Raw genomic sequence first — 18,749 nt, 5'->3', positions numbered from 1 at the left:
GCGTCATGGGTCGGGTGTCGTGGGTGTCGGGTGTCACGGGTGGGGTGTGCGGGCCGGGGGTCGTGGGCCGGGGGTCAGGTGTCCCGGCCGGCGGCCTGCCGGGGGATCGTCGGACGGATCCCGAGCAGCAGGGCCACCACGGGGACGGCGGCGTCGGCGCGGGCCCGGTCCAGCTCGCCGCCCTCGGCCCGGACGGCCGGGAGCTCGTCGAGCGGGCCGGCCGCGACCCGGCCGCCGATGGTGGTGCGCACACCCGCCTCCAGGGCGGCGAAGGTGCGGCGCAGCAGCGGCAGGACGTCGGTGAAGACCTCGTCGCCCACCCCGGTCAGCCACTCGTCCAGCAGGGCGAGCAGCCGCGGGTCGTGCAGCAGCAGGGCGCCGCCGCCGGTCAGGAAGCCCTCGACCCAACCGGCCGCGTCCGCCGGGGCGTTGGCGACGGAGAGCACCAGTCGGAGCCGGCGGCCGGCCTCCTCGGAGTCGAGCCGGCCGTCGTCCAGCAGCAGTCGCACGGCCCGGCCGCGCAGCAGCCCGGGGGCTCCGGTGGCCGGTCCGCCGGCCGGCTCGCGGCGGGCCAGCGAGCCCAGGGCGGCGGCCCAGCGGTCGGCCAGGCCGGCCAGGCCGTCGGGCTCCGGCACGGCGTCGGCGGCGGTGTCGGCGGTGGCGGCAGCGGTGTCGGCGGCGGTGCCCGGATCGGCGGCCAGCAGGCCGATCGCGCCGTGCACCTCGTCGAGGCGGCCGCGCATCGTCGCCGCGCCCTCGGCGTCCAGGCCGACGCAGGCGGGCGGCAGCCCGACGCAGATCCGCTCGGCCAGGCCCGAGGCCGCCCCGGCCAGCGCGCCGTGGTCGGTGCCGCGCACGTCGCCGTAGCGCAGCGCCCGGACCAGGGCGGGCAGCGCGCCCGCGAGGTGCGCGACGTCGGTGTCCAGGGCCGCGCAGTCGGCGAGCACCCGCATCACCGCGGGCAGGGCGCCGGACAGCCCGGCCAGCAGGCAGGTCTCCACCAGGCCGGTCAGTTCGGCGAGTTCCTCGGCGGCCCGGGCGGTGCCGACGGCCTTGTTGGCCGCCGCCTCCTCGACCGTGGTGCCCCACTGGGCGGCCTCGGCGATCCGGACCGCGAACTCGGGCTGCCAGCACAGCCGCCAGCTCTCCCGGAACGTCCCGGTCGAGTTCACCGAGGAGCGCGCGGGCACGCCCCAGTCCACGCCCAGCAGCCGCAGCCGGTGCAGCAGCCGGGAGCGGGCCGCGTCGTTCTCCTTGCGCAGGTCGAGGTCGACGTCCTTCGGCGCGGCCTCGGGCTTGAGCCGCAGCGAGCGCTGCAAACGGGTCAGGTCGCGCTGGAGCGGCACCGCCGGTGCGGCGTCCGGGACCTCGCCGAGCGCGTCGCCGACCACCAGGCGGTCCCGGACCAGCTCCAGGGCGACGTCCGAGCCCTCGCAGAGCACCGCGCGCACGGCGTCCAGGGTCTCGGTCAGCCCCGCGAGCGGGCGGCCGCGCAGCACGGCCAGGGTCTCGGCGAGCCGGACCGCCTCGATCACGTGCGCGGAGGAGACCGGGTGGTCCTCGGCGCGCAGCAGGTCGGCGGCCCGGGTGAGCCAGCGCGGCACCGGGTCCCCGTCGGTGGTGAACAGGTGGTGGTACCAGCCGGGCGACTGCACGCCCGCGCCGTAGCCGGTGGCCTGGGAGAGCCGGCGGTGCGTCCACGGCACCCAGGTGATGTCCGTGCGCACCTTCTTCGGCAGCCCGGCGAGCAGCGCCCGGTCGTGGGCGACGGTGGGCATCCGCTCCAGCGCGGGGACGTGGAAGGCCCCGCAGACCACGGCGATCCGCAGGTGCCCGGCGCGCCGGGCGGCGCGGATCTGCTGGCGCATGTACGCCTCGCGCAGCTGGTCCCGGCGGGACTCGCCGAGGCCCTCGGCGCGCAGCGCGCCCATCGCCTCGGCGACGGCGGCGAACGGCGCCAGCGCGTCGGTGCCGGGCGCGCGGTGCTCGACCACGTCCTCCCACCAGCGCTCGGCGTCGTCGTGCCCGGCCGCCTCGGCGAGCAGCGCCAGCGGGTCGGCGACCGGGTCGGCACCGGCCTCCTCGGCGTCGTCCTCCTCGGCGTCGCCGGCCTCACCGTCCTCGGCAGGAACGGCGGGATCGACGGGCTCGGCGGGCGCGAAGCCGTACGCGGCGGGCAGGTCAATGAAGCGGACCGGCAGGTCGTGGTCCACGGCGTGCCGGATCGCCACCCACTCCGGGGAGAACTCGGCGTACGGCCAGAAGGCGGCCTTCGCCGGGTCGTCCACCGCGTGGGCGAGCAGCGCCACCGGCGGGACCAGGTCCTTCTCGGCCGCCAGGTGGACGATCGCGTCGGCCTCCGGCGGGCCCTCGATCAGCACCGCGTCCGGCCGCCACTGCGCCAGCGCGGCGGCCACCGCCCGGGCCGAACCGGGGCCGTGGTGGCGGATGCCCAGCAGGGCGACCTCGGGGCTCGTCATACGGTCACCTCGCGGGCGGCGCGGTAGAAGTCCTTCCAGCCGTCGCGCTCGCGCACCACTCCTTCGACGTACTCGCGCCAGACGGCCCGGTCCGCCACCGGGTCGCGGACGACGGCGCCGAGGATGCCGGCCGTCACGTCCCCGGCCCGCAGCACGCCGTCGCCGAAGTGGGCGGCCAGCGCGAGTCCGTTGGTCACCACCGAGATCGCCTCGGCGGTGGAGAGGGTGCCGCTCGGGGTCTTGACCTTCGTCCGGCCGTCCACCGTGATCCCGGCCCGCAGCTCGCGGAAGACGGTGACCACGCGCCTGATCTCCTCGGCGCCGCCGGGCAGTTCGGGCAGGTCCAGGGAGCGGCCGAGCTGGCCGACCCGCCGGGTGACGATGTCGACCTCCTCGTCCAGCGAGCCCGGCAGCGGCAGCACCACGGTGTTGAAGCGGCGGCGCAGCGCGCTGGACAGCTCGTTGACGCCGCGGTCGCGGTCGTTGGCGGTGGCGATCACGTTGAAGCCGCGCACGGCCTGCGTCTCGGCGCCCAACTCCGGTATCGGGAGCGTCTTCTCGGACAGGATGGTGATCAGACTGTCCTGCACGTCGGCCGGGATGCGGGTGAGCTCCTCGACCCGGGCGATCTTCCCGTCGGCCATCGCCCGCATCAGCGGCGAGGGCACCAGGGCGTCCCGGCTGGGCCCGTTGGTGAGCAGCTGGGCATAGTTCCAGCCGTAGCGGACGGCCTCCTCGGGGGTGCCGGCCGTGCCCTGCACCAGCATCGTGGAGTCTCCGCTGATCGCCGCGGCCAGGTGCTCGGACACCCAGGTCTTCGCGGTGCCCGGCACGCCGAGCAGCAGCAGCGCCCGGTCCGTCGCCAGGGTCGTCACGGCGACCTCGACGATCCGGCGCGGGCCGATGTACTTGGGGGTGATCCGGGTGCCGTCGGGCAGTTCGCCGCCGAGCAGGTACGTCGCCACGGCCCACGGCGAGAGCTTCCAGCGCTCGGGGCGCGGACGGTCGTCCTGCGCGGCCAGCGCAGCCAGTTCACCGGCGAACGCGTCCTCGGCGTGCTGCCGCAGAACGTCGGTCATGGGGGCTCCTTCGGGTCGGCCGCCGGGCACACGGGTGCCCCGGGCGGAGTGGTGATCGGGGGGAGCCAGGTCGGCGTCCCGGCCTGTGGAACCAACCCTGCACCGAGCCACTGACAACCCGCCGGGGGCCGCGGACGGGCCGTCAGCCACTGTCAGTGCCGCCGCCTACGGTCGGTCGCATGGAGGAACGCTGGAGCACCGAACACGTCCTGTCCCTGGCACCTGACGCCGCCTCGCAGAAGGCGGCGGGCAAGCTCTCCGCGCCCGCGCCGTGGTCCGGCACCGGCACCGACGGCACCGCGCTCTGGGGCGAGTGCAAGGGCAGCGGCCGCACGCCGTACCGCACCGCGATCGAACTCGCCACGCCCGCCTACCAGTGCACCTGCCCCAGCCGGAAGTTCCCGTGCAAGCACGCGCTCGGGCTCCTCCTGCTGTGGAGCGGCACCCCGGCGGCCGTCCCGGCCGGCGAGCCCGCCGACTGGGTCTCCGAGTGGCTCGCCTCCCGCCAGGAGCGCGCCGAGAAGCGCGCGGAGAAGAAGGAGGAGGACCCGGAGGCCACCCGGCGCCGGCTCGAGAAGCGCGGCGCCAAGGTCGCGGTCGGCGCCGCCGAGCTGCGGCTGCGGCTGGCCGACCGGGTCCGGCACGGCCTGGCCGACCAGTCCACCGCCGGCCCCTGGGAGGAGGTCGCCGCCCGGATGGTCGACGCGCAGGCCCCCGGCCTGGCCGCCCGGGTCCGCGAACTGGACGCGCTGCCGCAGGAACGGCTGCTGGAGGAGTACGCCATGCTGCACCTGCTCGCCACCGCCGCCACCCGGATGGACGAACTGCCGGCCGAACTGGCCGCCACCGTCCGCACCCGGGTCGGCTTCCCCGCGGACCCCGGCACGGCCGGCCCCACCGTCCGCGACCGCTGGCTGGTCCTCGGCACCCGGGACACCACGGACGAGCGGCTCACCACCCGCCGGGTCTGGCTGCGCGGCGCCAAGACCGGCCGCCCGGCCCTGCTGCTCTCCTTCGGCCACCAGGGCCAGGCCCCCGCCCTCGCCCTGCCCACCGGCCGCCTGGTCGAGGCCGACCTCGCCTACTTCCCCGCCGCCCACCCGCTGCGCGCCGACCTCCGCGAGCGCTACGGCGCCCCCGAACCGGGCCCCGCCGGCCCGCCCGCCGGGCTCACCGTCGCCGAGGCGGTGGCCGGCTACGGCACCGCCGTCGCCGACGACCCGTGGCTGGAGAGCCGGCCCACCGTGCTCGGCGACGTCGTCCCGGTCCGCACCCCGGACGGCTGGTTCCTGACGGACGGCCACCACACCGTGCCGGTCCGCGCCTCGGCCGTCCCGGAGGCCGCGCTGTGGCGGCTGGCCGCAGTCTCCACCGGCCGCCCGCTGACGGTCTTCGGCGAGTACGGCCACCAGGGCTTCGCCCCGGTCACGGCCTGGGCCGCCGACCAGCGCCCGGTCGGCCTCACCAACCTTTAGGGCGTGTCTTGTGGATCCCTGTCGGGCGCGCGACGCTCCCCCAGCCTTCGGCCGGGAGGTACCCCCAGGGCACAAACGCACCTCGCCGCGTTGTCGTCGGTCGCCAATGGCCCCCAGCCTTCGGCCGGGAGGTGCCCCCACCGCAGTGGCTCCCTCCTCCGCCTTGCGATGCACGCACCCCAACGCCGCGCCCTGATCCGACAAAACCCACAAGACACGCCCAGGAGCACCAGGAATGACGATCACCCAGGACCCGTGGGAGACCCTGCACACCAGCGCCCTGCTCGGCACCGACCGCCGTCCGCTCCCGGCCACCGCGCTGCCGCTCGCCGACGCCGTGGACCAGGGCGATCCGGCCACCGCCCTGCTGGAGCTGGCCGCGCTGGCCGCCGTCCGCCGCCGGGCCGGCGCGCTGCCTGTACCGGCCGACGGGCCGCCCGGCCCGCCCGCGGCCGAGGACACCCGCCCGGAGCTGCCCGAGCCGGCCGCCCGCCGGCTGGCCGTCCTGCTCTCGGGGCGCACCGGCGGCGGCACCGGCGCCGGCGGCACCCTGGCCAACCTGTCCGAGCTGCTGCCGCAGTGGCTCGCCACCGCCCGGGCGAGCGGCCTGCGCCCGCCCGCCGCGCTGATACCCGGCCTGCTCGACGCCGCCCGCGCCCGCAGCGAACTGCGCTCCGACGCCGTGGCGTTGGCCGGTCCGCCGGGCCGCTGGCTGGCCGAGCAGAACCCCGACTGGCGGTTCGTGCTGCGCACCACCGCCCCCGAGCCGCCGCAGCGGCCCGCCGACGACCGGCTCTGGCACGAGGGCCTGTTCGCCGAACGGGTCACCCACCTCACGCAGCTGCGCCGCCGCGATCCCGCGGCCGGCCTGGAGCTGCTGCGCGGCACCTGGTCCACCGAGCGCGCCGAGGACCGCCTGCTCTTCCTGGACGCCCTCCAGGACGGCCTCTCCCCCGCCGACGAACCGTTCCTGGAGGCCGCCCTCGGCGACCGCAGCAAGAACGTCCGGGCCACCGCCGCCGAGCTGCTCTCCACCCTGCCCGGCTCCGCGCTGGCCCGCCGGATGGCCGAGCGGGCGCGGGCCGCCGTCCGGCTCGCCGACACCGGCACGCACCTGCTGGTCACCCCGCCCACCGCGTGCGACGCGCAGATGCAGCGCGACGGGATCGCCCCCAAGTCGCCCACCGGGCGCGGTGAACGGGCCTGGTGGTTCGGCGAGTTGGTGGCCGCCGCACCGCTGTCGCTGTGGCCGGAGAGCACCGGGCTGACGCCCGGGCGGCTGCTCGCCCTGCGGGTCGGCGACAGCATCGACGAGACCAGCAGCAGCTGGGCCGACGACCTGCGGGAGGCCTGGGCGCGGGCCGCCGTCCGCCAGCAGGACGCCGACTGGGCCCGGGCGCTGCTCGGCCCGGCCCCGGTCCCGTCCGGGCGCGGCGCCCGGACCCGCGCGCTGCGCACCACCGGCGCCCCGGCCAAGCTGCTGGCCGTCCTCCCGCCGGAGGAGCGGGCGGTCTGGACGGCCGCGTTCATCACGGTGCACGGGCTGGGCGAGGCCTTCCAGCTGCTCGGCGCCTGCGCCACCCCGTGGACGCCGCCGCTGTCCACCGCCGTGGTGACCGCCCTGGCCCGCGCGGCGGCCTCCGGGGCGTACCCGTGGAGCCACAGCGGGGTGCTCGGGATGACGGAGCGCGCGCTCGCCCCGGAGACGGCCGCCGCGGTGGAGGAGCTGGCCGCCGGGGCCGCCCCGGACTCCGCGTGGTCCGAGACCTTCTCCCGGCTGGCCGGCACCCTGCGCTTCCGGGCGGCGATGCTCGCGGAGCTGGCGGGCTGAGGGCGGGCCGGGCCCGCGGTACGCCTCCGAAGACGACGGAAACGACGGAAACGACGGAGACGACGGAGACGACGGAGCGGGCCGGCCCCCGGGAGGGCCGGCCCGCTCGACGCGCCGTGGCTCAGCCGGCCCGCAGGTTCGACTCGACCCAGGCGACCACGTCCCGGGTCGGCGTGCCCGGGGTGAAGATGTCCGCGACGCCCAGCGCCTTGAGCTCGGCGATGTCCTCGTCCGGGATGATCCCCCCGCAGAAGACCTTGATGTCCTCCGCGTCGCGCTCCTTCAGCAGCTCCAGCACCCGGGCGCACAGCGTCATGTGGGCACCGGAGAGGATCGACAGCCCGATGCCGTCCGCGTCCTCCTGGATCGCGGTGTCGACGACCTGCTCGGGCGTCTGGTGCAGCCCGGTGTAGATGACCTCCATACCGGCGTCGCGCAGGGCTCGCGCGATGACCTTGGCACCACGGTCGTGACCGTCGAGCCCGGGCTTGGCGACCACCACACGGATCGGCCCCGACACACTCATGACTGCCTCCTGGACCTCGTCGTCCACCATCCGACCGGGCCTCGTGGGCCGCCGGCGCGGTTAACGGTCGATAACCAACCTGAGGGGAGGTTAGCGCCCCCCGGCACGGTTGACCGCGCCGCCTCCGAAGAGGAGGGCAAAGTCACAGCTCCGGGCCTTGCTACCAGCGGGTATACCCGTCCTTCCCGCAACCTCCGCACAGACCCCCCGGCCGACCCCTTGACATCCGGAGGTTTTTCCGGGGCGTCGCCCATGGGACTACAGTCACGGCTGCCCTTGGGACTACAGTCACGGCTGTTCTCCCCTCGTCCGACGACGCCCGAGGCCCACCGAGGAGGCAGCCCCCGATGGCTCCCGATGCAGCCGCCCGTCCGACCCGCGCGGAGCTGCGCCTCGCCGCCCGCGAGCAGTCCCGTGCCCAGCGCCGCGGCGCCGCCAAGGCGGCCACCCGGACGGCCCTGTTCCGGGTCGCGCTGCCGTCGGTGGCCGCGCTCGGGGTGGCCGCCGCCGCGGCGGTCACCGTGCAGGGGGAGGCCGACCAGCAGCGCGCCCAGGCCGCCGGACGGACGCCGCAGGCCACGGCGCCGGACACCGCGGCCGCGCACGCGGCGACCCAGGCGCTCGCGGCCGGCGCGCCGGCCCAGGCCTCGCGCGGCGACGCCCGCCAGCCGCTGGCCGGCGCCCAGCCCACCGAGGCCCCCACCGCGCAGCCCACCGCCGAGCCCGCCCCCGAACCGGTGAAGCCCACGGTGGTCATGCCGGTCGCCCGGCACGGCCTCGGCGAACTGTTCGGCGAGGCCGGCACCCACTGGGCCAACCGGCACACCGGCATCGACTTCCCGGTGGACGGCGGCTCCGAGGTCTACGCCGTGACCGACGGCACGATCCGCACCCAGTGGAACCCGTTCTACGGCTACATGACGATCCTCAAGATGCCCGACGGCACCGAGGCCTGGTACTGCCACCTGCGGGCGTACAAGGTGCGCAAGGGCCCGGTGAAGCAGGGCGACGTGATCGCCTTCGTCGGGAGCAGCGGCAACAGCACCGGCCCGCACCTGCACTTCGAGATCCGGCCGCAGGGCAACGGGCCGATCGACCCGCTGCCCTGGCTCCTCTCGAACGGGCTGGACCCGCGCTAGCGGGTCGGCGCGGCTCCACGGGGCAGAGCCGCTCCGCCGCTCAGAGCTTCTCCACCGGCGCGTAGCGCAGCAGCAGCTGCTTGCGCCCGTCGGTGCCGAAGTCGACGGTGGCCTGCGCCCGGTCGCCGACGCCCGTGACGGCCACCACCGTGCCCAGCCCGAAGCTGTCGTGGGTGACCCGGTCGCCGACCGCGAGCGAGACCGCCTCGCGCTCCACCAGCTGGCCGCCGCGCCGCGCCGACTGCCCCCAGCCGGCCTTCGGCTTGGCCGCCGCGGCCGACGAGGAGGAACGCGAACTCCCGCCCCCGGACGAGGACTTGCCCCAGGACGAGCCCGAGGAGTAGCCGCGCTGGACCGGCGCCTGGGCCGCCCCGGTGCGCTTCCACTCCACCAGCGTCTCCGGGATCTCCTCCAGGAACCGCGAGGCCGGGTTGTAGGCCGGCTGCCCCCAGGCGCTGCGCAGCACCGAGCGGGTCAGGTACAGCCGCTCGCGGGCCCGGGTGAGCCCGACGTACGCGAGCCGGCGCTCCTCCTCCAGCTCCTTGACCTGGTTGAGCGCCCGCATGTGCGGGAAGATCCCGTCCTCCATGCCGGTCAGGAAGACGACGGGGAACTCCAGGCCCTTGGCGGTGTGCAGGGTCATCATCGTGATGACGCCCTGCCCGTCCTCGTCGTCGTCCGGGATCTGGTCCGAGTCGGCGACCAGCGCGACCCGCTCCAGGAAGTCGGCCAGCGAGCCGACCGGCGGCGTGCCCTCCTCGTCGGCGTCCGGCCGCTCGCCCGGGTCCTGCTCGTACTCCAGGGCGACGGAGGCGAGCTCCTGGAGGTTCTCCACCCGGGTCTCGTCCTGCGGGTCGGTGGAGGCCTGGAGCTCGGCCAGGTAGCCGGTCTCCTCCAGGACGGCCTCCAGCACCGCCGCCGGGCCCGCGCCCGACTCGACCACCTGGCGCAGTCCGGCCATCAGGGTGTTGAACTTCTTGACGGCGTTGGCCGAGCGCGCGGCCATCCCGTACGCCTCGTCGACCCGCACCAGCGCCTGGGCGAAGGAGATCCGCTCCCGCGAGGCCAGCGCGTCGATCATCGCCTCGGCCCGCTCGCCGATGCCGCGCTTGGGCACGTTGAGGATCCGGCGCAGCGGCACGGTGTCCTCCGGGTTGGAGAGCACCCGCAGGTACGCCAGGACGTCCCGGACCTCCTTGCGCTCGTAGAAGCGCACCCCGCCGACCACCTTGTACGGCAGGCCGACCCGGATGAACACCTCCTCGAACACGCGGGACTGGGCGTTGGTCCGGTAGAAGATCGCGACGTCGCCGGGCTTGGCCTCGCCCTTGTCGGTGAGCCGGTCGATCTCGTCGGCGATGAACTGGGCCTCGCCGTGCTCGTCGTCCGCGACGTAGCCGACGACCTTCTCGCCGTGGTCCCCGGCCGTCCACAGCTTCTTCTCGCGGCGGTTGGCGTTGCGCTCGATGACGGCGTTGGCGGCGCTCAGGATGGTCTGGGTGGAGCGGTAGTTCTGCTCCAGCAGGATCGTGGTCGCGTTCGGGTAGTCCTCCTCGAACTGGAGGATGTTGCGGATGGTCGCGCCGCGGAAGGCGTAGATCGACTGGTCCGCGTCACCGACCACGCACAGCTCGGCCGGCGGCACCTCGGCCAGCCGCCCGGCCGCCGGGTTCACCAGCTCCCCGTCCACGGTGCGCCTGGGCGCGGCGGCGACGGATCCTCCGCTGAGCTCCCGGACCAGCATGTACTGGGCGTGGTTGGTGTCCTGGTACTCGTCGACCAGGATGTGCCGGAACCGGCGCCGGTAGTGCTCGGCGACGTCGGGGAAGGCCTGCAGCAGGTTCACCGTCGTCATGATGATGTCGTCGAAGTCCAGCGCGTTGGCCTCGCGCAGCCGCCGCTGGTAGAGCGCGTACGCCTCGGCGAGCTTCTTCTCCATCGGGTTGGCGGCCTGGTCGGCGAAGGTCTCCTCGTCGATCAGCTCGTTCTTGAGGTTGCTGACCTTCGCCGTGAACGACTTCGGCGGGTACTGCTTCGGGTCGAGGTCGAGGTCGCGGCAGACCAGCGACATCAGCCGCTGCGAGTCGGCCGAGTCGTAGATCGAGAAGCTGGAGGTGAAGCCCAGCTGCTTGGACTCGCGGCGCAGGATGCGCACGCAGGCGCTGTGGAAGGTGGAGACCCACATCGCCCGGGCGCGCGGGCCGACCAGCGCCTCGACGCGCTCGCGCATCTCGCCGGCCGCCTTGTTGGTGAAGGTGATCGCCAGGATCTCCCCCGGCTGCACCCCGCGGGCGCCCAGCAGGTGGGCGATCCGGTGGGTCAGCACCCGGGTCTTGCCCGAGCCGGCGCCGGCCACGATCAGCAGCGGCGAGCCCGCGTGCAGCACCGCCTCGCGCTGCGGGTCGTTCATCCCCTCCAGCAGCTGCGCCGGGTCCACCACCGTCCGCGCGGCACCGTTGCGGTACCAGGCGTCCCGCTCCGCCTCGGCGGCGTGGTCGGTCTGGAACAGGCCGTCCGGGATGGCCTCCTCGTACGCGTCGTACGGGGCCTCCTCCTCGTACGGCGGGGGCTCCTCACCGATGGCGTCGACGGGCGCGTCGGGCTGCTTCGACCCGGCGGCGGGTGCCTCGAAACCGGGGAGCGGAAGGTCGTCAAAGAGGCTACTCATGGCACATCGAGTCTATGGCCACCCACCGACAAGCCCGCCCGCCCCGGACGATCCGGGGCGGGCGGGCTCCGTGGCGGCGCCCCAGGACGCCGGGGTGCCTCAGACCAGGCGGCGGGCGGTGGCCCAGCGGGTCAGCTCGTGGCGGTTGCTGAGCTGGAGCTTGCGCAGGACGGCGGAGACGTGGCTCTCGACCGTCTTCACCGAGATGAAGAGCTGCTTGGCGATCTCCTTGTAGGCGTAGCCGCGGGCGATCAGCCGCAGGACCTCGCGCTCGCGCTGGGTGAGCCGGTCCAGGTCCTCGTCCACCGGCGGGGTGTCGGTGGCGGCGAAGGCGTCCAGCACGAAACCGGCCAGCCGGGGCGAGAACACCGCGTCGCCGTCGGCGATCCGGAAGATCGCGTTCACCAGGTCGGTGCCGGTGATGGTCTTGGTGACGTAGCCGCGCGCGCCGCCGCGGATGACGCCGATGACGTCGTCGGCGGCGTCCGACACCGACAGCGCCAGGAACTTCACCCCGCCCTGCTCGCCCATCACCCCGACCGAGCGGCGCAGCACCTCGACGCCGCCGCCGCCCGGCAGGTGGACGTCGAGCAGCACCACGTCCGGCCTGGTCTCGGCGACCACGCGGACCGCCGAGTCCACGTCGTCGGCCTCGCCGACCACGTCGATGCCGGTCACCTCGGTGCGGCCGATCTCGGCCCTGACCCCCGTCCGGAACATCCGGTGGTCGTCCACCAGCACGACCCGGGCCGTGCGCTCCGGAGCTGCCTCAGTCATTCGTTCTCTCCATCTCCAGCTCGACCTCGGTGCCGCCGCCCGCCGCCGGCCGCACCCGTGCGGTGCCGCCGTTGCGCTTCATCCGGCCGATGATCGACTCCCGTACGCCCATCCGGTCCTCGGGCACCGTGTCGGGGTCGAAGCCGGGGCCGTGGTCGCGGACGAACACCGACACCGTCCTCCCCTCGACCTCGGCGTAGACCTGGACCGGTCCCCCGCCACCGTACTTGGCCGCGTTGACGGTCGCCTCCCTCGCGGCCTGCATCTGGGCCGCGATCCGCTCGTCCATCGGGCAGTCGCCGACGATCACCAGCTCGACCGGGACGCCGTGCCGGTCCTCGACCTCGGCGACGGCGGCCCGCAGGCTCTCCGCCATGGTGTCCGGCGCGGCCTCGGCGGCGGCCTCCGGGCGGTACAGCCACAGCCGCAGCTCGCGCTCCTGCGAGCGGGCCAGCCGCAGCACCTCCTTGGGGTCCTCGGCCCGGCGCTGGATCAGGGTCAGGGTGTGCAGCACGGAGTCGTGGATGTGCGCGGCGATCTCGGCGCGCTCCTGGGCGCGGATGCGGGCGGTGCGCTCGGCCCCGAGGTCCTGCCAGAGCCGCAGGCCGTACGGGCCGAGCAGCACCAGCACACCGGCCAGCACGGCGAGCGAGGCCTCGATCACCGAGGCGAGCGTGGAGCCGCTGCCCTGCATGGCGAGCAGCGCGATGGTGCCCGCGACGGCGAGCAGCACGCCGGCGCCGACCCGGGTGTAGGCGCCGCGCCGCTTCTCGCCCTCCTCGATGCCGAACCAGCGCTGCCAGCGCGAGTCGTCGGCCTGCCGCCAGACCAGTGCCACACCGACGCCGATCGCCAGCAGCGGCCAGGTGTACGGCTTGGCGGTCTGCCAGCCGAGCACGTTGAGCAGGGCGATCACGCCGACCACCGTCATCACCAGGGCGGCGAGCTGGCCGAGGCCGCCCTGCCCGGCCTTGCCGGCCGACTCGGCCTCCTCCCCCTCCGCCGGGGCGCCCACCGGCTCGCCCTGCAGGGTGAGCTGGAGCAGCCGGCGCATCCGGCCCACCCAGCCGCCGGCCTGGCCTGCCTTGCTCAGCAGGCCGCCCTGCACCCCCGGCGAGGCCGGGACGAACGCCCCGTTGAAGTACACCCACTGGGCGCCGGCGCGCTGCGAGGGCTCGCCGATGCCGATCGGCACCACGAACCAGAAGGCGGCGTACAGCAGCGCACCGATCCCCTGCGCGAAGAACAGCACGACGAAGGCGATCCGCACCCACCGCACCGGCAGCCCGAGGTGCACCGCCAGGCCGTGCGCGACACCGCCCAGCATCCGTCCCTGCGGGCTGCGGTAGAGCCGGCGGTAGGGCGGCCGCCCGTCGTCGGGCGCGCTCGGGTCGGCGCCGGCCGACGACGCGGTGTCGGGGGCGATGGATCGGGGATCGGTACCGGGGGCTGCCACGCCACCGATGGTTCCACGCGGGCACCCGCGGGCGCATCAGGGTGTGTCCCCATCCCGTATCAGGGACAAGTCAGGGTACGGACAGGGCTCGACCCGGTTGGGCCGGGCGGTCCTCTGCCGGAAGGATGGTGTCCATGACCGAGGACCCCCGCATCGAGGAAACCGGGCCCGCCGCCCCGCCGGAACCGGACCGCCCGCCACTGACCAGGACCGAGCACCACCGCGTGGTGGCCGGCGTCTGCGGCGGCCTCGGCCGGCACCTGGACATCGACCCGGTGGTCTTCCGGGTCGTCACGGTGGTGCTCTGCCTCTCCGGCGGCCTCGGGCTGTTCCTGTACGGCTTGGCCTGGCTGATCGTCCCGACCGACGACGGGGCCAACGGCCGCGGCGGGCGCACCGAGCTCCAGCGGGTGCTCACCGGGCGGGTGGACGGCCAGTCGGTCGGCGCGGTGCTGCTGACCGTGATCGGCACCGGGGTGTTCTTCTCCTCGATGGGTGACGGCGGCCAGCTGTTCCCGCTGCTGCTGCTCGCCGCCCTGGTCTTCCTGGCGGTGCGCTACGACCCGGACCGCCGCCGGGGCCGGGGGCGCGAGCACCGGAACGGCGGCCCGTACGACCGCCACTTCCCCGGGTCCGAGGGCACCGGCGGCACCGCCGCGGACGGTGCCGGGGCCTACCGCTGGCCGCGGCCGGAGCAGGACGGGTCCGCCCGGGCCGCCGGGAAGGCCCCCGCCGACGGCGCCGGCGGCTACCTGTGGGACCCGCGCCACCCGGAGCGCAACCCGTACGGGGCCACCGCCCCGGCCGCCCCGACCCCGCCCCACGGCACGCCGACCCCGCCGTACGGCACCCCGGTGCCGCCGGCCGGCACCCCGGCCCAGCCCTGGTGGCAGCGCGCCGACCTGCCGGAGGGCGACCCGCTGCGCAAGGAGGGCGCGAAGCGCCGCCCCGAGGCCACCGCCGCACGGCGCCCCCGGGAGCGCTCGGCACTCGGCTTCTTCGGCTTCCTGCTGGCGATCGGCGCCGCCGCCGCGGTCTGGTCCGCCTCCGTCGACCGCGGCCACAACCCCACCGTGCTGAGCGCGACGGTGCTGGCCACCGCGCTGCTGGTGGTGGGCCTGACGCTGCTGGTCGGCGCGAAGTTCGGCCGGGCCCGGCGGCTGGCGGTGACCGGTCTGCTGCTCACCCTGGCGCTGGCCTTCGTCGGCCACTCGCCGGACTCCGTGCGCGACGCGGTGGGCGACCGCGCCTGGACCGTCGCCTCGGCGTCCGACCTGCACGACCGGTACAACCTGGGCGCCGGGGAGATCAGGCTGGACCTGTCCGGACTCGACCCGGCCGGGGCCGCCCTCGCCACCAAGGTCGACCTCGGCGTCGGCGACATGACCGTCACCGTGCCGGACGACGTGACGGTGAACCTGGTGACCCGGATCGGCCTCGGCAACGTCGCCCTCCCCGGTGACCGGAGCGACGGCACCGGGCGGCACACCTACCTGATCGGCCCTGCCAACGGGCAGCCGGCCAAGGGGACCCTCAATCTCGAACTCGGGATCGGGCTCGGCAACATCAAGGTGGTCCAGCAGTGAGGAAGCACCGGCTCGACCTGTTCTCGCTGATCGCGGGCGCGCTGTTCACGGTGATCGCCGTGCTCTACCTGGTCGCGGCGCTCAACGACCAGTCGGTGAACGGGCGGATCGTCATCCCGGTCACCTTCATCGTGCTCGGCGTCGGCGGCCTGGCCGGCGCGGTCGCGGCGGTGGCCCGGCGCGGCCGGCCCGACCGCGAGGAGTGACCCGCCCCGCCCGACCCTGGGGCGTCAGCTCTGCTGCGGGCCCAGGGTCAGCCGGTCCCCGTCCTTGCTGACGGCGTACCTGGGCAGCGGCTTGACCGCCGGCCCGTTGACCACCGCACCGGTCGCGGCGTCGAACCGGGAGCCGTGGCAGGGGCAGTACAGCTGGCCGTTCTTCGGCGCGTCCACGGCGCAGCCCGCGTGGGTGCACACGGCGGAGAAGGCGCAGTACTGGCCGGCCTTGGGCTGGACGATGTAGACGGCGTCCCCGGTGGCCGGGTCCTTGACCTGGGCCGAGCCGCCGACCGGCACGCTCGCGGCGGGCACCACGGGGGCCGGGGCGGTGGCGGCCGGGGCACCGGGGGCCGGGGCGCCGGAGGCCGGGGCCGCCGACTGCTTGGGCGCGGCCGTCCGGTCCCGGCCGAAGGTGCGGGTCAGCGAGCCGGTGAGCAGCCCGGCCCCGCCGATCGCGACGGCCGCGATCCCGCCGTCCACCAGGGCCCGGCGCTTGACGTGGTCCTCGCCCAGCCCGCGCTCGCGGTCCCGCCCGGCCCGGCGGGCCAGGTAGCCGTCCACCGACAGGTACGGCGTGCCGGCCAGCAGCAGCGGCGTCCAGGCCATCAGGTAGGCCAGGTCGTTGCCGAGGTAGTACGGCGAGACGCTCCAGCTGACGGTCAGCCACAGGCTGAGGTTGAGCAGGGCGCCGCCGAGCGCGGCGGCCCGGCCCCAGAGGCCGACCAGGGTGCCGAGGCCCACCGCCAGCTCGCCGAAGGCGATGGCGAGCGCGAACAGGGTCGGGTGGTCGAGGGCGGGGCCGAGCAGGAAGGAGATCGGGCTGCCGCCCGCCTTGGCGGCCTGGGTCTGCGAGACGAAGGAGGCCGGGTCGCCCGCTCCGGCCAGGAAGTGGGCGTCGGAGAGCTTGTCGAGGGCGGCGTAGACGAACGTGACGCCGAGGAAGAGCCGCAGGGGCAGCAGCGCGTACCTGGACGCGAGCGCCCTCCGCTGCGCCGCCCGGGCGGCCCGGCCGGCCGCTCCCCCACCGGCCGGCACCGGGTTGCTGGCCTCCGACATCCCTCACACCTTCCCTCGCCGCCCGCCACTCCCTGACAGGTCCGGTCCGCATTCTGCCCGCTCCCGACCGCTTTCGGTGGGAGGTCCCTCCCGGAGAGCGGCGCCCGCACCGCGAAACGGCCGCGCCGTCGCTCCCTTCAGTACGGGAACGACGGCGCGGCCGTTCAGGCATCGGCCTCAGGACGACGAAGCGCCCCGGCGGCCGGTGGGAGGGGTCACTCCCACTCGATGGTGCCCGGCGGCTTGCTGGTGACGTCGACGACGACGCGGTTCACGTCGCGGACCTCGTTGGTGATCCGGGTGGAGATCTTCGCCAGCACGTCGTACGGCAGGCGCGACCAGTCGGCGGTCATGGCGTCCTCGGACGAGACCGGGCGCAGCACGATCGGGTGACCGTAGGTGCGGCCGTCGCCCTGCACGCCCACGCTGCGGACGTCGGCGAGCAGCACGACCGGGCACTGCCAGATCTCGCGGTCCAGACCGGCCGCGGTCAGCTCCTCGCGGGCGATCGCGTCGGCGTCGCGGAGCAGGTCCAGACGCTCCTTGGTGACCTCGCCGACGATCCGGATGCCCAGGCCCGGGCCCGGGAACGGCTGGCGCTGGACGATCTCCTCCGGCAGGCCCAGCTCCTGGCCGACCATCCGGACCTCGTCCTTGAACAGCTTGCGCAGCGGCTCGACCAGCTGGAACTGGAGGTCCTCGGGCAGGCCGCCGACGTTGTGGTGGGACTTGATGTTGGCGGTGCCCTCGCCGCCGCCGGACTCCACCACGTCCGGGTACAGGGTGCCCTGGACCAGGAAGTCGACCGACTCGCCGTGCTCGCCGGCCTCGGCGATGATCTCGGCCTGGGCCTGCTCGAACACGCGGATGAACTCGCGGCCGATGATCTTGCGCTTCTCCTCGGGGTCGGTGACCCCCTTCAGCGCGTTCAGGAAGCGCTCGGAGGCGTCGACGACCTTCAGCTGGACGCCGGTGGCGGCCACGAAGTCCTTCTCGACCTGCTCGGTCTCGCCCTTGCGCATCAGGCCGTGGTCGACGTAGACGCAGGTCAGCTGGTCGCCGATGGCGCGGTTGACCAGCGCGGCCGCGACCGCGGAGTCCACGCCGCCGGACAGGCCGCAGATCGCGCGCTTGTCGCCGACCTGCTCGCGGATCAGGGCGACCTGCTCCTCGACCACGCTGCCGGTGGTCCAGGTGGGGGCGATGCCGGCGCCGCGGTAGAGGAAGTGCTCCAGGATCTGCTGGCCGTGGTCGGAGTGCAGCACCTCGGGGTGGTACTGGACGCCGTACAGCCGGGCCTCGTCGTTCTCGAAGGCCGCGACCGGGACCAGGTCGGTGGAGGCGGTGACGGCGAAGCCCTCCGGGGCGGCCGAGCAGGCGTCGCCGTGCGACATCCACACCGAGTGCTGCGCCGGAACGCCCTCGAACAGGGTGGAGCCGCTGCGGGAGACGGTCAGCGGGGTGCGGCCGTACTCGCGGGCGCCGTTGTTGTCGACGGTGCCACCGAGGGTCTTGGCCATCAGCTGGAAGCCGTAGCACATGCCGAAGACCGGGACACCGGCCTCGAAGATCGCGCGGTCGATCTGCGGCGCGCCCTCTTCGTAGACCGACGACGGGCCGCCGGAGAGGATGATCGCCTTGGGGTTCTTGGCGAGCATCTCGGCGACCGGCATGCTGCTCGGCACGATCTCGCTGTAGACCCGCGCCTCACGCACCCGACGGGCGATGAGCTGGGCGTACTGGGCGCCGAAGTCGACCACCAGAACGGGGTCGTTGTCCGGCGCGGACTGGACGGGAATTGCAGAGGACACAGACGGCCTTCCGGCAGCGGTATCGAGGTGCCCGCGCGTGACCGCCTCCCCGGCAGGGGGGCTGCGGCTGCGGCGGACGGTGTGGGGTGTCTGGACACCGATTCTACCGGGCTGTCCGGTTTCACTCGTCTGCCCGTCCGAACGACCGTGACCGGGCGGGGCGGCGGTTCGTTGCTTCCTACGAACGTACGGCCGCGCCGCGTCCGCCAGACGCGCCGCCCGCCCCCGCGGGGGCACCGCCGTACGGCAGCAGGACCACGCGTGGAGTTCCATCCCAGTCCACCGGCGCACGTGGTGCCGCCGCCCGGCCCGCCGGGCAGCGGCACCGTGGGACCGTGCGCGGGTGCCGCGGCCGGCCAGCAGGGGACAGCGACCCCGGCCGCGACTGGGCCGAGAGGTGGGACGGCCGGAGTCCGGGGACGCCCGGGGCCGGCCGTCGCACCCCCGGTCCGGTCCGGTGCGCGCCCGGGCGCACTCCCCCCTTCACCCCGCGCCGCTACGCGCGTCCCCGTGCGCCACAACCATCCGAACCACTACGCACCGTGATCATCGGCGGCGGCCCCGGCAGGAAATGCTCTGTGCCGAACTGTGCCGAACCGGTTGCAGAGCGAGCCCTCCGTCCAGCACGATGCTCGTTGTACGCGGTT

13 protein-coding genes are annotated in these 18,749 nt (G+C 74.9%); 5 read left to right on the top strand and 8 right to left on the bottom strand.

Translation table 11 applies throughout. The annotated features are described in order from the left end of the window. Nucleotides 1–74: 74 nt before the first annotated feature. Both ACFVXH_RS33100 and ACFVXH_RS33095 read right to left on the bottom strand, forming a co-directional pair. Nucleotides 75–2,480 (bottom strand): DUF5682 family protein, encoded by a 2,406-nt coding sequence (locus ACFVXH_RS33100; RefSeq protein ID WP_387829532.1) that lies wholly within the window; start codon nt 2,478–2,480, stop codon nt 75–77. Beyond that, nucleotides 2,477–3,559, bottom strand: coding sequence for an AAA family ATPase (locus tag ACFVXH_RS33095; protein ID WP_049659200.1), 1,083 nt, complete (start codon nt 3,557–3,559; stop codon nt 2,477–2,479). Before ACFVXH_RS33095 ends, ACFVXH_RS33100 begins: the two co-directional genes overlap by 4 nt. Before the next feature lie 179 nt (nt 3,560–3,738). On the opposite strand from ACFVXH_RS33095, the gene ACFVXH_RS33090 reads away from it, so the two are divergent. Next, on the top strand, nt 3,739–5,034 hold the full coding sequence (locus ACFVXH_RS33090; protein WP_117488193.1) for an SWIM zinc finger family protein: 1,296 nt from the start codon (nt 3,739–3,741) through the stop codon (nt 5,032–5,034). A 235-nt stretch (nt 5,035–5,269) separates the two neighbouring features. Next, the gene (locus ACFVXH_RS33085) at nt 5,270–6,865 is read left to right on the top strand and encodes a DUF5691 domain-containing protein (protein WP_387829529.1); all 1,596 of its coding nucleotides are present in this window, start codon (nt 5,270–5,272) and stop codon (nt 6,863–6,865) included. A 121-nt stretch (nt 6,866–6,986) separates the two neighbouring features. Here ACFVXH_RS33085 and ACFVXH_RS33080 read toward each other — a convergent pair whose 3' ends face one another. Further along, nucleotides 6,987–7,391, bottom strand: coding sequence for a cobalamin B12-binding domain-containing protein (locus ACFVXH_RS33080; protein WP_049660544.1), 405 nt, complete (start codon nt 7,389–7,391; stop codon nt 6,987–6,989). 347 nt (nt 7,392–7,738) lie between these two features. Here ACFVXH_RS33080 and ACFVXH_RS33075 point away from each other — a divergent pair, with 347 nt between their 5' ends. Continuing rightward, nucleotides 7,739–8,530, top strand: a complete 792-nt coding sequence (locus ACFVXH_RS33075; protein ID WP_074003933.1) for a M23 family metallopeptidase — start codon at nt 7,739–7,741, stop codon at nt 8,528–8,530. Between the two features lie 40 nt (nt 8,531–8,570). Here ACFVXH_RS33075 and pcrA read toward each other — a convergent pair whose 3' ends face one another. From pcrA to ACFVXH_RS33060, 3 genes are all read right to left on the bottom strand, one after another. Continuing rightward, complete coding sequence (pcrA, locus tag ACFVXH_RS33070; RefSeq protein ID WP_049658374.1) at nt 8,571–11,198, bottom strand: DNA helicase PcrA; 2,628 nt, start codon at nt 11,196–11,198, stop codon at nt 8,571–8,573. A gap of 99 nt (nt 11,199–11,297) precedes the next feature. After that, nucleotides 11,298–11,975, bottom strand: coding sequence for a response regulator transcription factor (locus ACFVXH_RS33065; RefSeq protein WP_049658372.1), 678 nt, complete (start codon nt 11,973–11,975; stop codon nt 11,298–11,300). Continuing rightward, on the bottom strand, nt 11,968–13,431 hold the full coding sequence (locus ACFVXH_RS33060) for a PspC domain-containing protein (protein WP_380717728.1): 1,464 nt from the start codon (nt 13,429–13,431) through the stop codon (nt 11,968–11,970). Before ACFVXH_RS33060 ends, ACFVXH_RS33065 begins: the two co-directional genes overlap by 8 nt. Before the next feature lie 134 nt (nt 13,432–13,565). Between ACFVXH_RS33060 and ACFVXH_RS33055 the strand changes: the two genes are divergently transcribed. Continuing rightward, entirely contained in the window at nt 13,566–15,017 is a 1,452-nt protein-coding gene (locus ACFVXH_RS33055) for a PspC domain-containing protein (protein WP_387829526.1), read from the top strand. Beyond that, a complete protein-coding gene (locus tag ACFVXH_RS33050; protein ID WP_049661234.1) occupies nt 15,014–15,223 on the top strand; it encodes a hypothetical protein in 210 nt (69 codons plus the stop codon). The genes ACFVXH_RS33055 and ACFVXH_RS33050 overlap by 4 nt, the downstream gene beginning before the upstream one ends. 24 nt (nt 15,224–15,247) lie before the next feature. On the opposite strand, the gene ACFVXH_RS33045 is transcribed toward ACFVXH_RS33050, so the two are convergent. Together ACFVXH_RS33045 and guaA are read right to left on the bottom strand one after the other, a co-directional pair. Beyond that, entirely contained in the window at nt 15,248–16,291 is a 1,044-nt protein-coding gene (locus ACFVXH_RS33045; RefSeq protein WP_387829524.1) for a Rieske 2Fe-2S domain-containing protein, read from the bottom strand. 215 nt (nt 16,292–16,506) lie between these two features. After that, entirely contained in the window at nt 16,507–18,102 is a 1,596-nt protein-coding gene (gene guaA / locus ACFVXH_RS33040; protein ID WP_049659666.1) for a glutamine-hydrolyzing GMP synthase, read from the bottom strand. Nucleotides 18,103–18,749: the final 647 nt, after the last annotated feature.

The sequence above is a fragment of the Kitasatospora sp. NPDC058184 genome, from assembly GCF_042883725.1.
In the GTDB taxonomy this organism is placed as follows: domain Bacteria; phylum Actinomycetota; class Actinomycetes; order Streptomycetales; family Streptomycetaceae; genus Kitasatospora.
The sequence above is the reverse complement of the archived record's forward strand: the minus strand, read 5'-3'. Positions and strand labels throughout refer to the sequence as shown.

What these genes read in the sequence shown, in the direction of transcription:
- ACFVXH_RS33100 (WP_387829532.1), bottom strand. Translation starts at nt 2,480, where the DNA reads ATGACGAGCCCCGAGGTCGCCCTGCTGGGCATCCGCCACCACGGCCCC.
- ACFVXH_RS33095 (WP_049659200.1), bottom strand. Translation starts at nt 3,559, where the DNA reads ATGACCGACGTTCTGCGGCAGCACGCCGAGGACGCGTTCGCCGGTGAA.
- ACFVXH_RS33090 (WP_117488193.1), top strand. Translation starts at nt 3,739, where the DNA reads ATGGAGGAACGCTGGAGCACCGAACACGTCCTGTCCCTGGCACCTGAC.
- ACFVXH_RS33085 (WP_387829529.1), top strand. Translation starts at nt 5,270, where the DNA reads ATGACGATCACCCAGGACCCGTGGGAGACCCTGCACACCAGCGCCCTG.
- ACFVXH_RS33080 (WP_049660544.1), bottom strand. Translation starts at nt 7,391, where the DNA reads ATGAGTGTGTCGGGGCCGATCCGTGTGGTGGTCGCCAAGCCCGGGCTC.
- ACFVXH_RS33075 (WP_074003933.1), top strand. Translation starts at nt 7,739, where the DNA reads ATGGCTCCCGATGCAGCCGCCCGTCCGACCCGCGCGGAGCTGCGCCTC.
- pcrA (WP_049658374.1), bottom strand. Translation starts at nt 11,198, where the DNA reads ATGAGTAGCCTCTTTGACGACCTTCCGCTCCCCGGTTTCGAGGCACCC.
- ACFVXH_RS33065 (WP_049658372.1), bottom strand. Translation starts at nt 11,975, where the DNA reads ATGACTGAGGCAGCTCCGGAGCGCACGGCCCGGGTCGTGCTGGTGGAC.
- ACFVXH_RS33055 (WP_387829526.1), top strand. Translation starts at nt 13,566, where the DNA reads ATGACCGAGGACCCCCGCATCGAGGAAACCGGGCCCGCCGCCCCGCCG.
- ACFVXH_RS33045 (WP_387829524.1), bottom strand. Translation starts at nt 16,291, where the DNA reads ATGTCGGAGGCCAGCAACCCGGTGCCGGCCGGTGGGGGAGCGGCCGGC.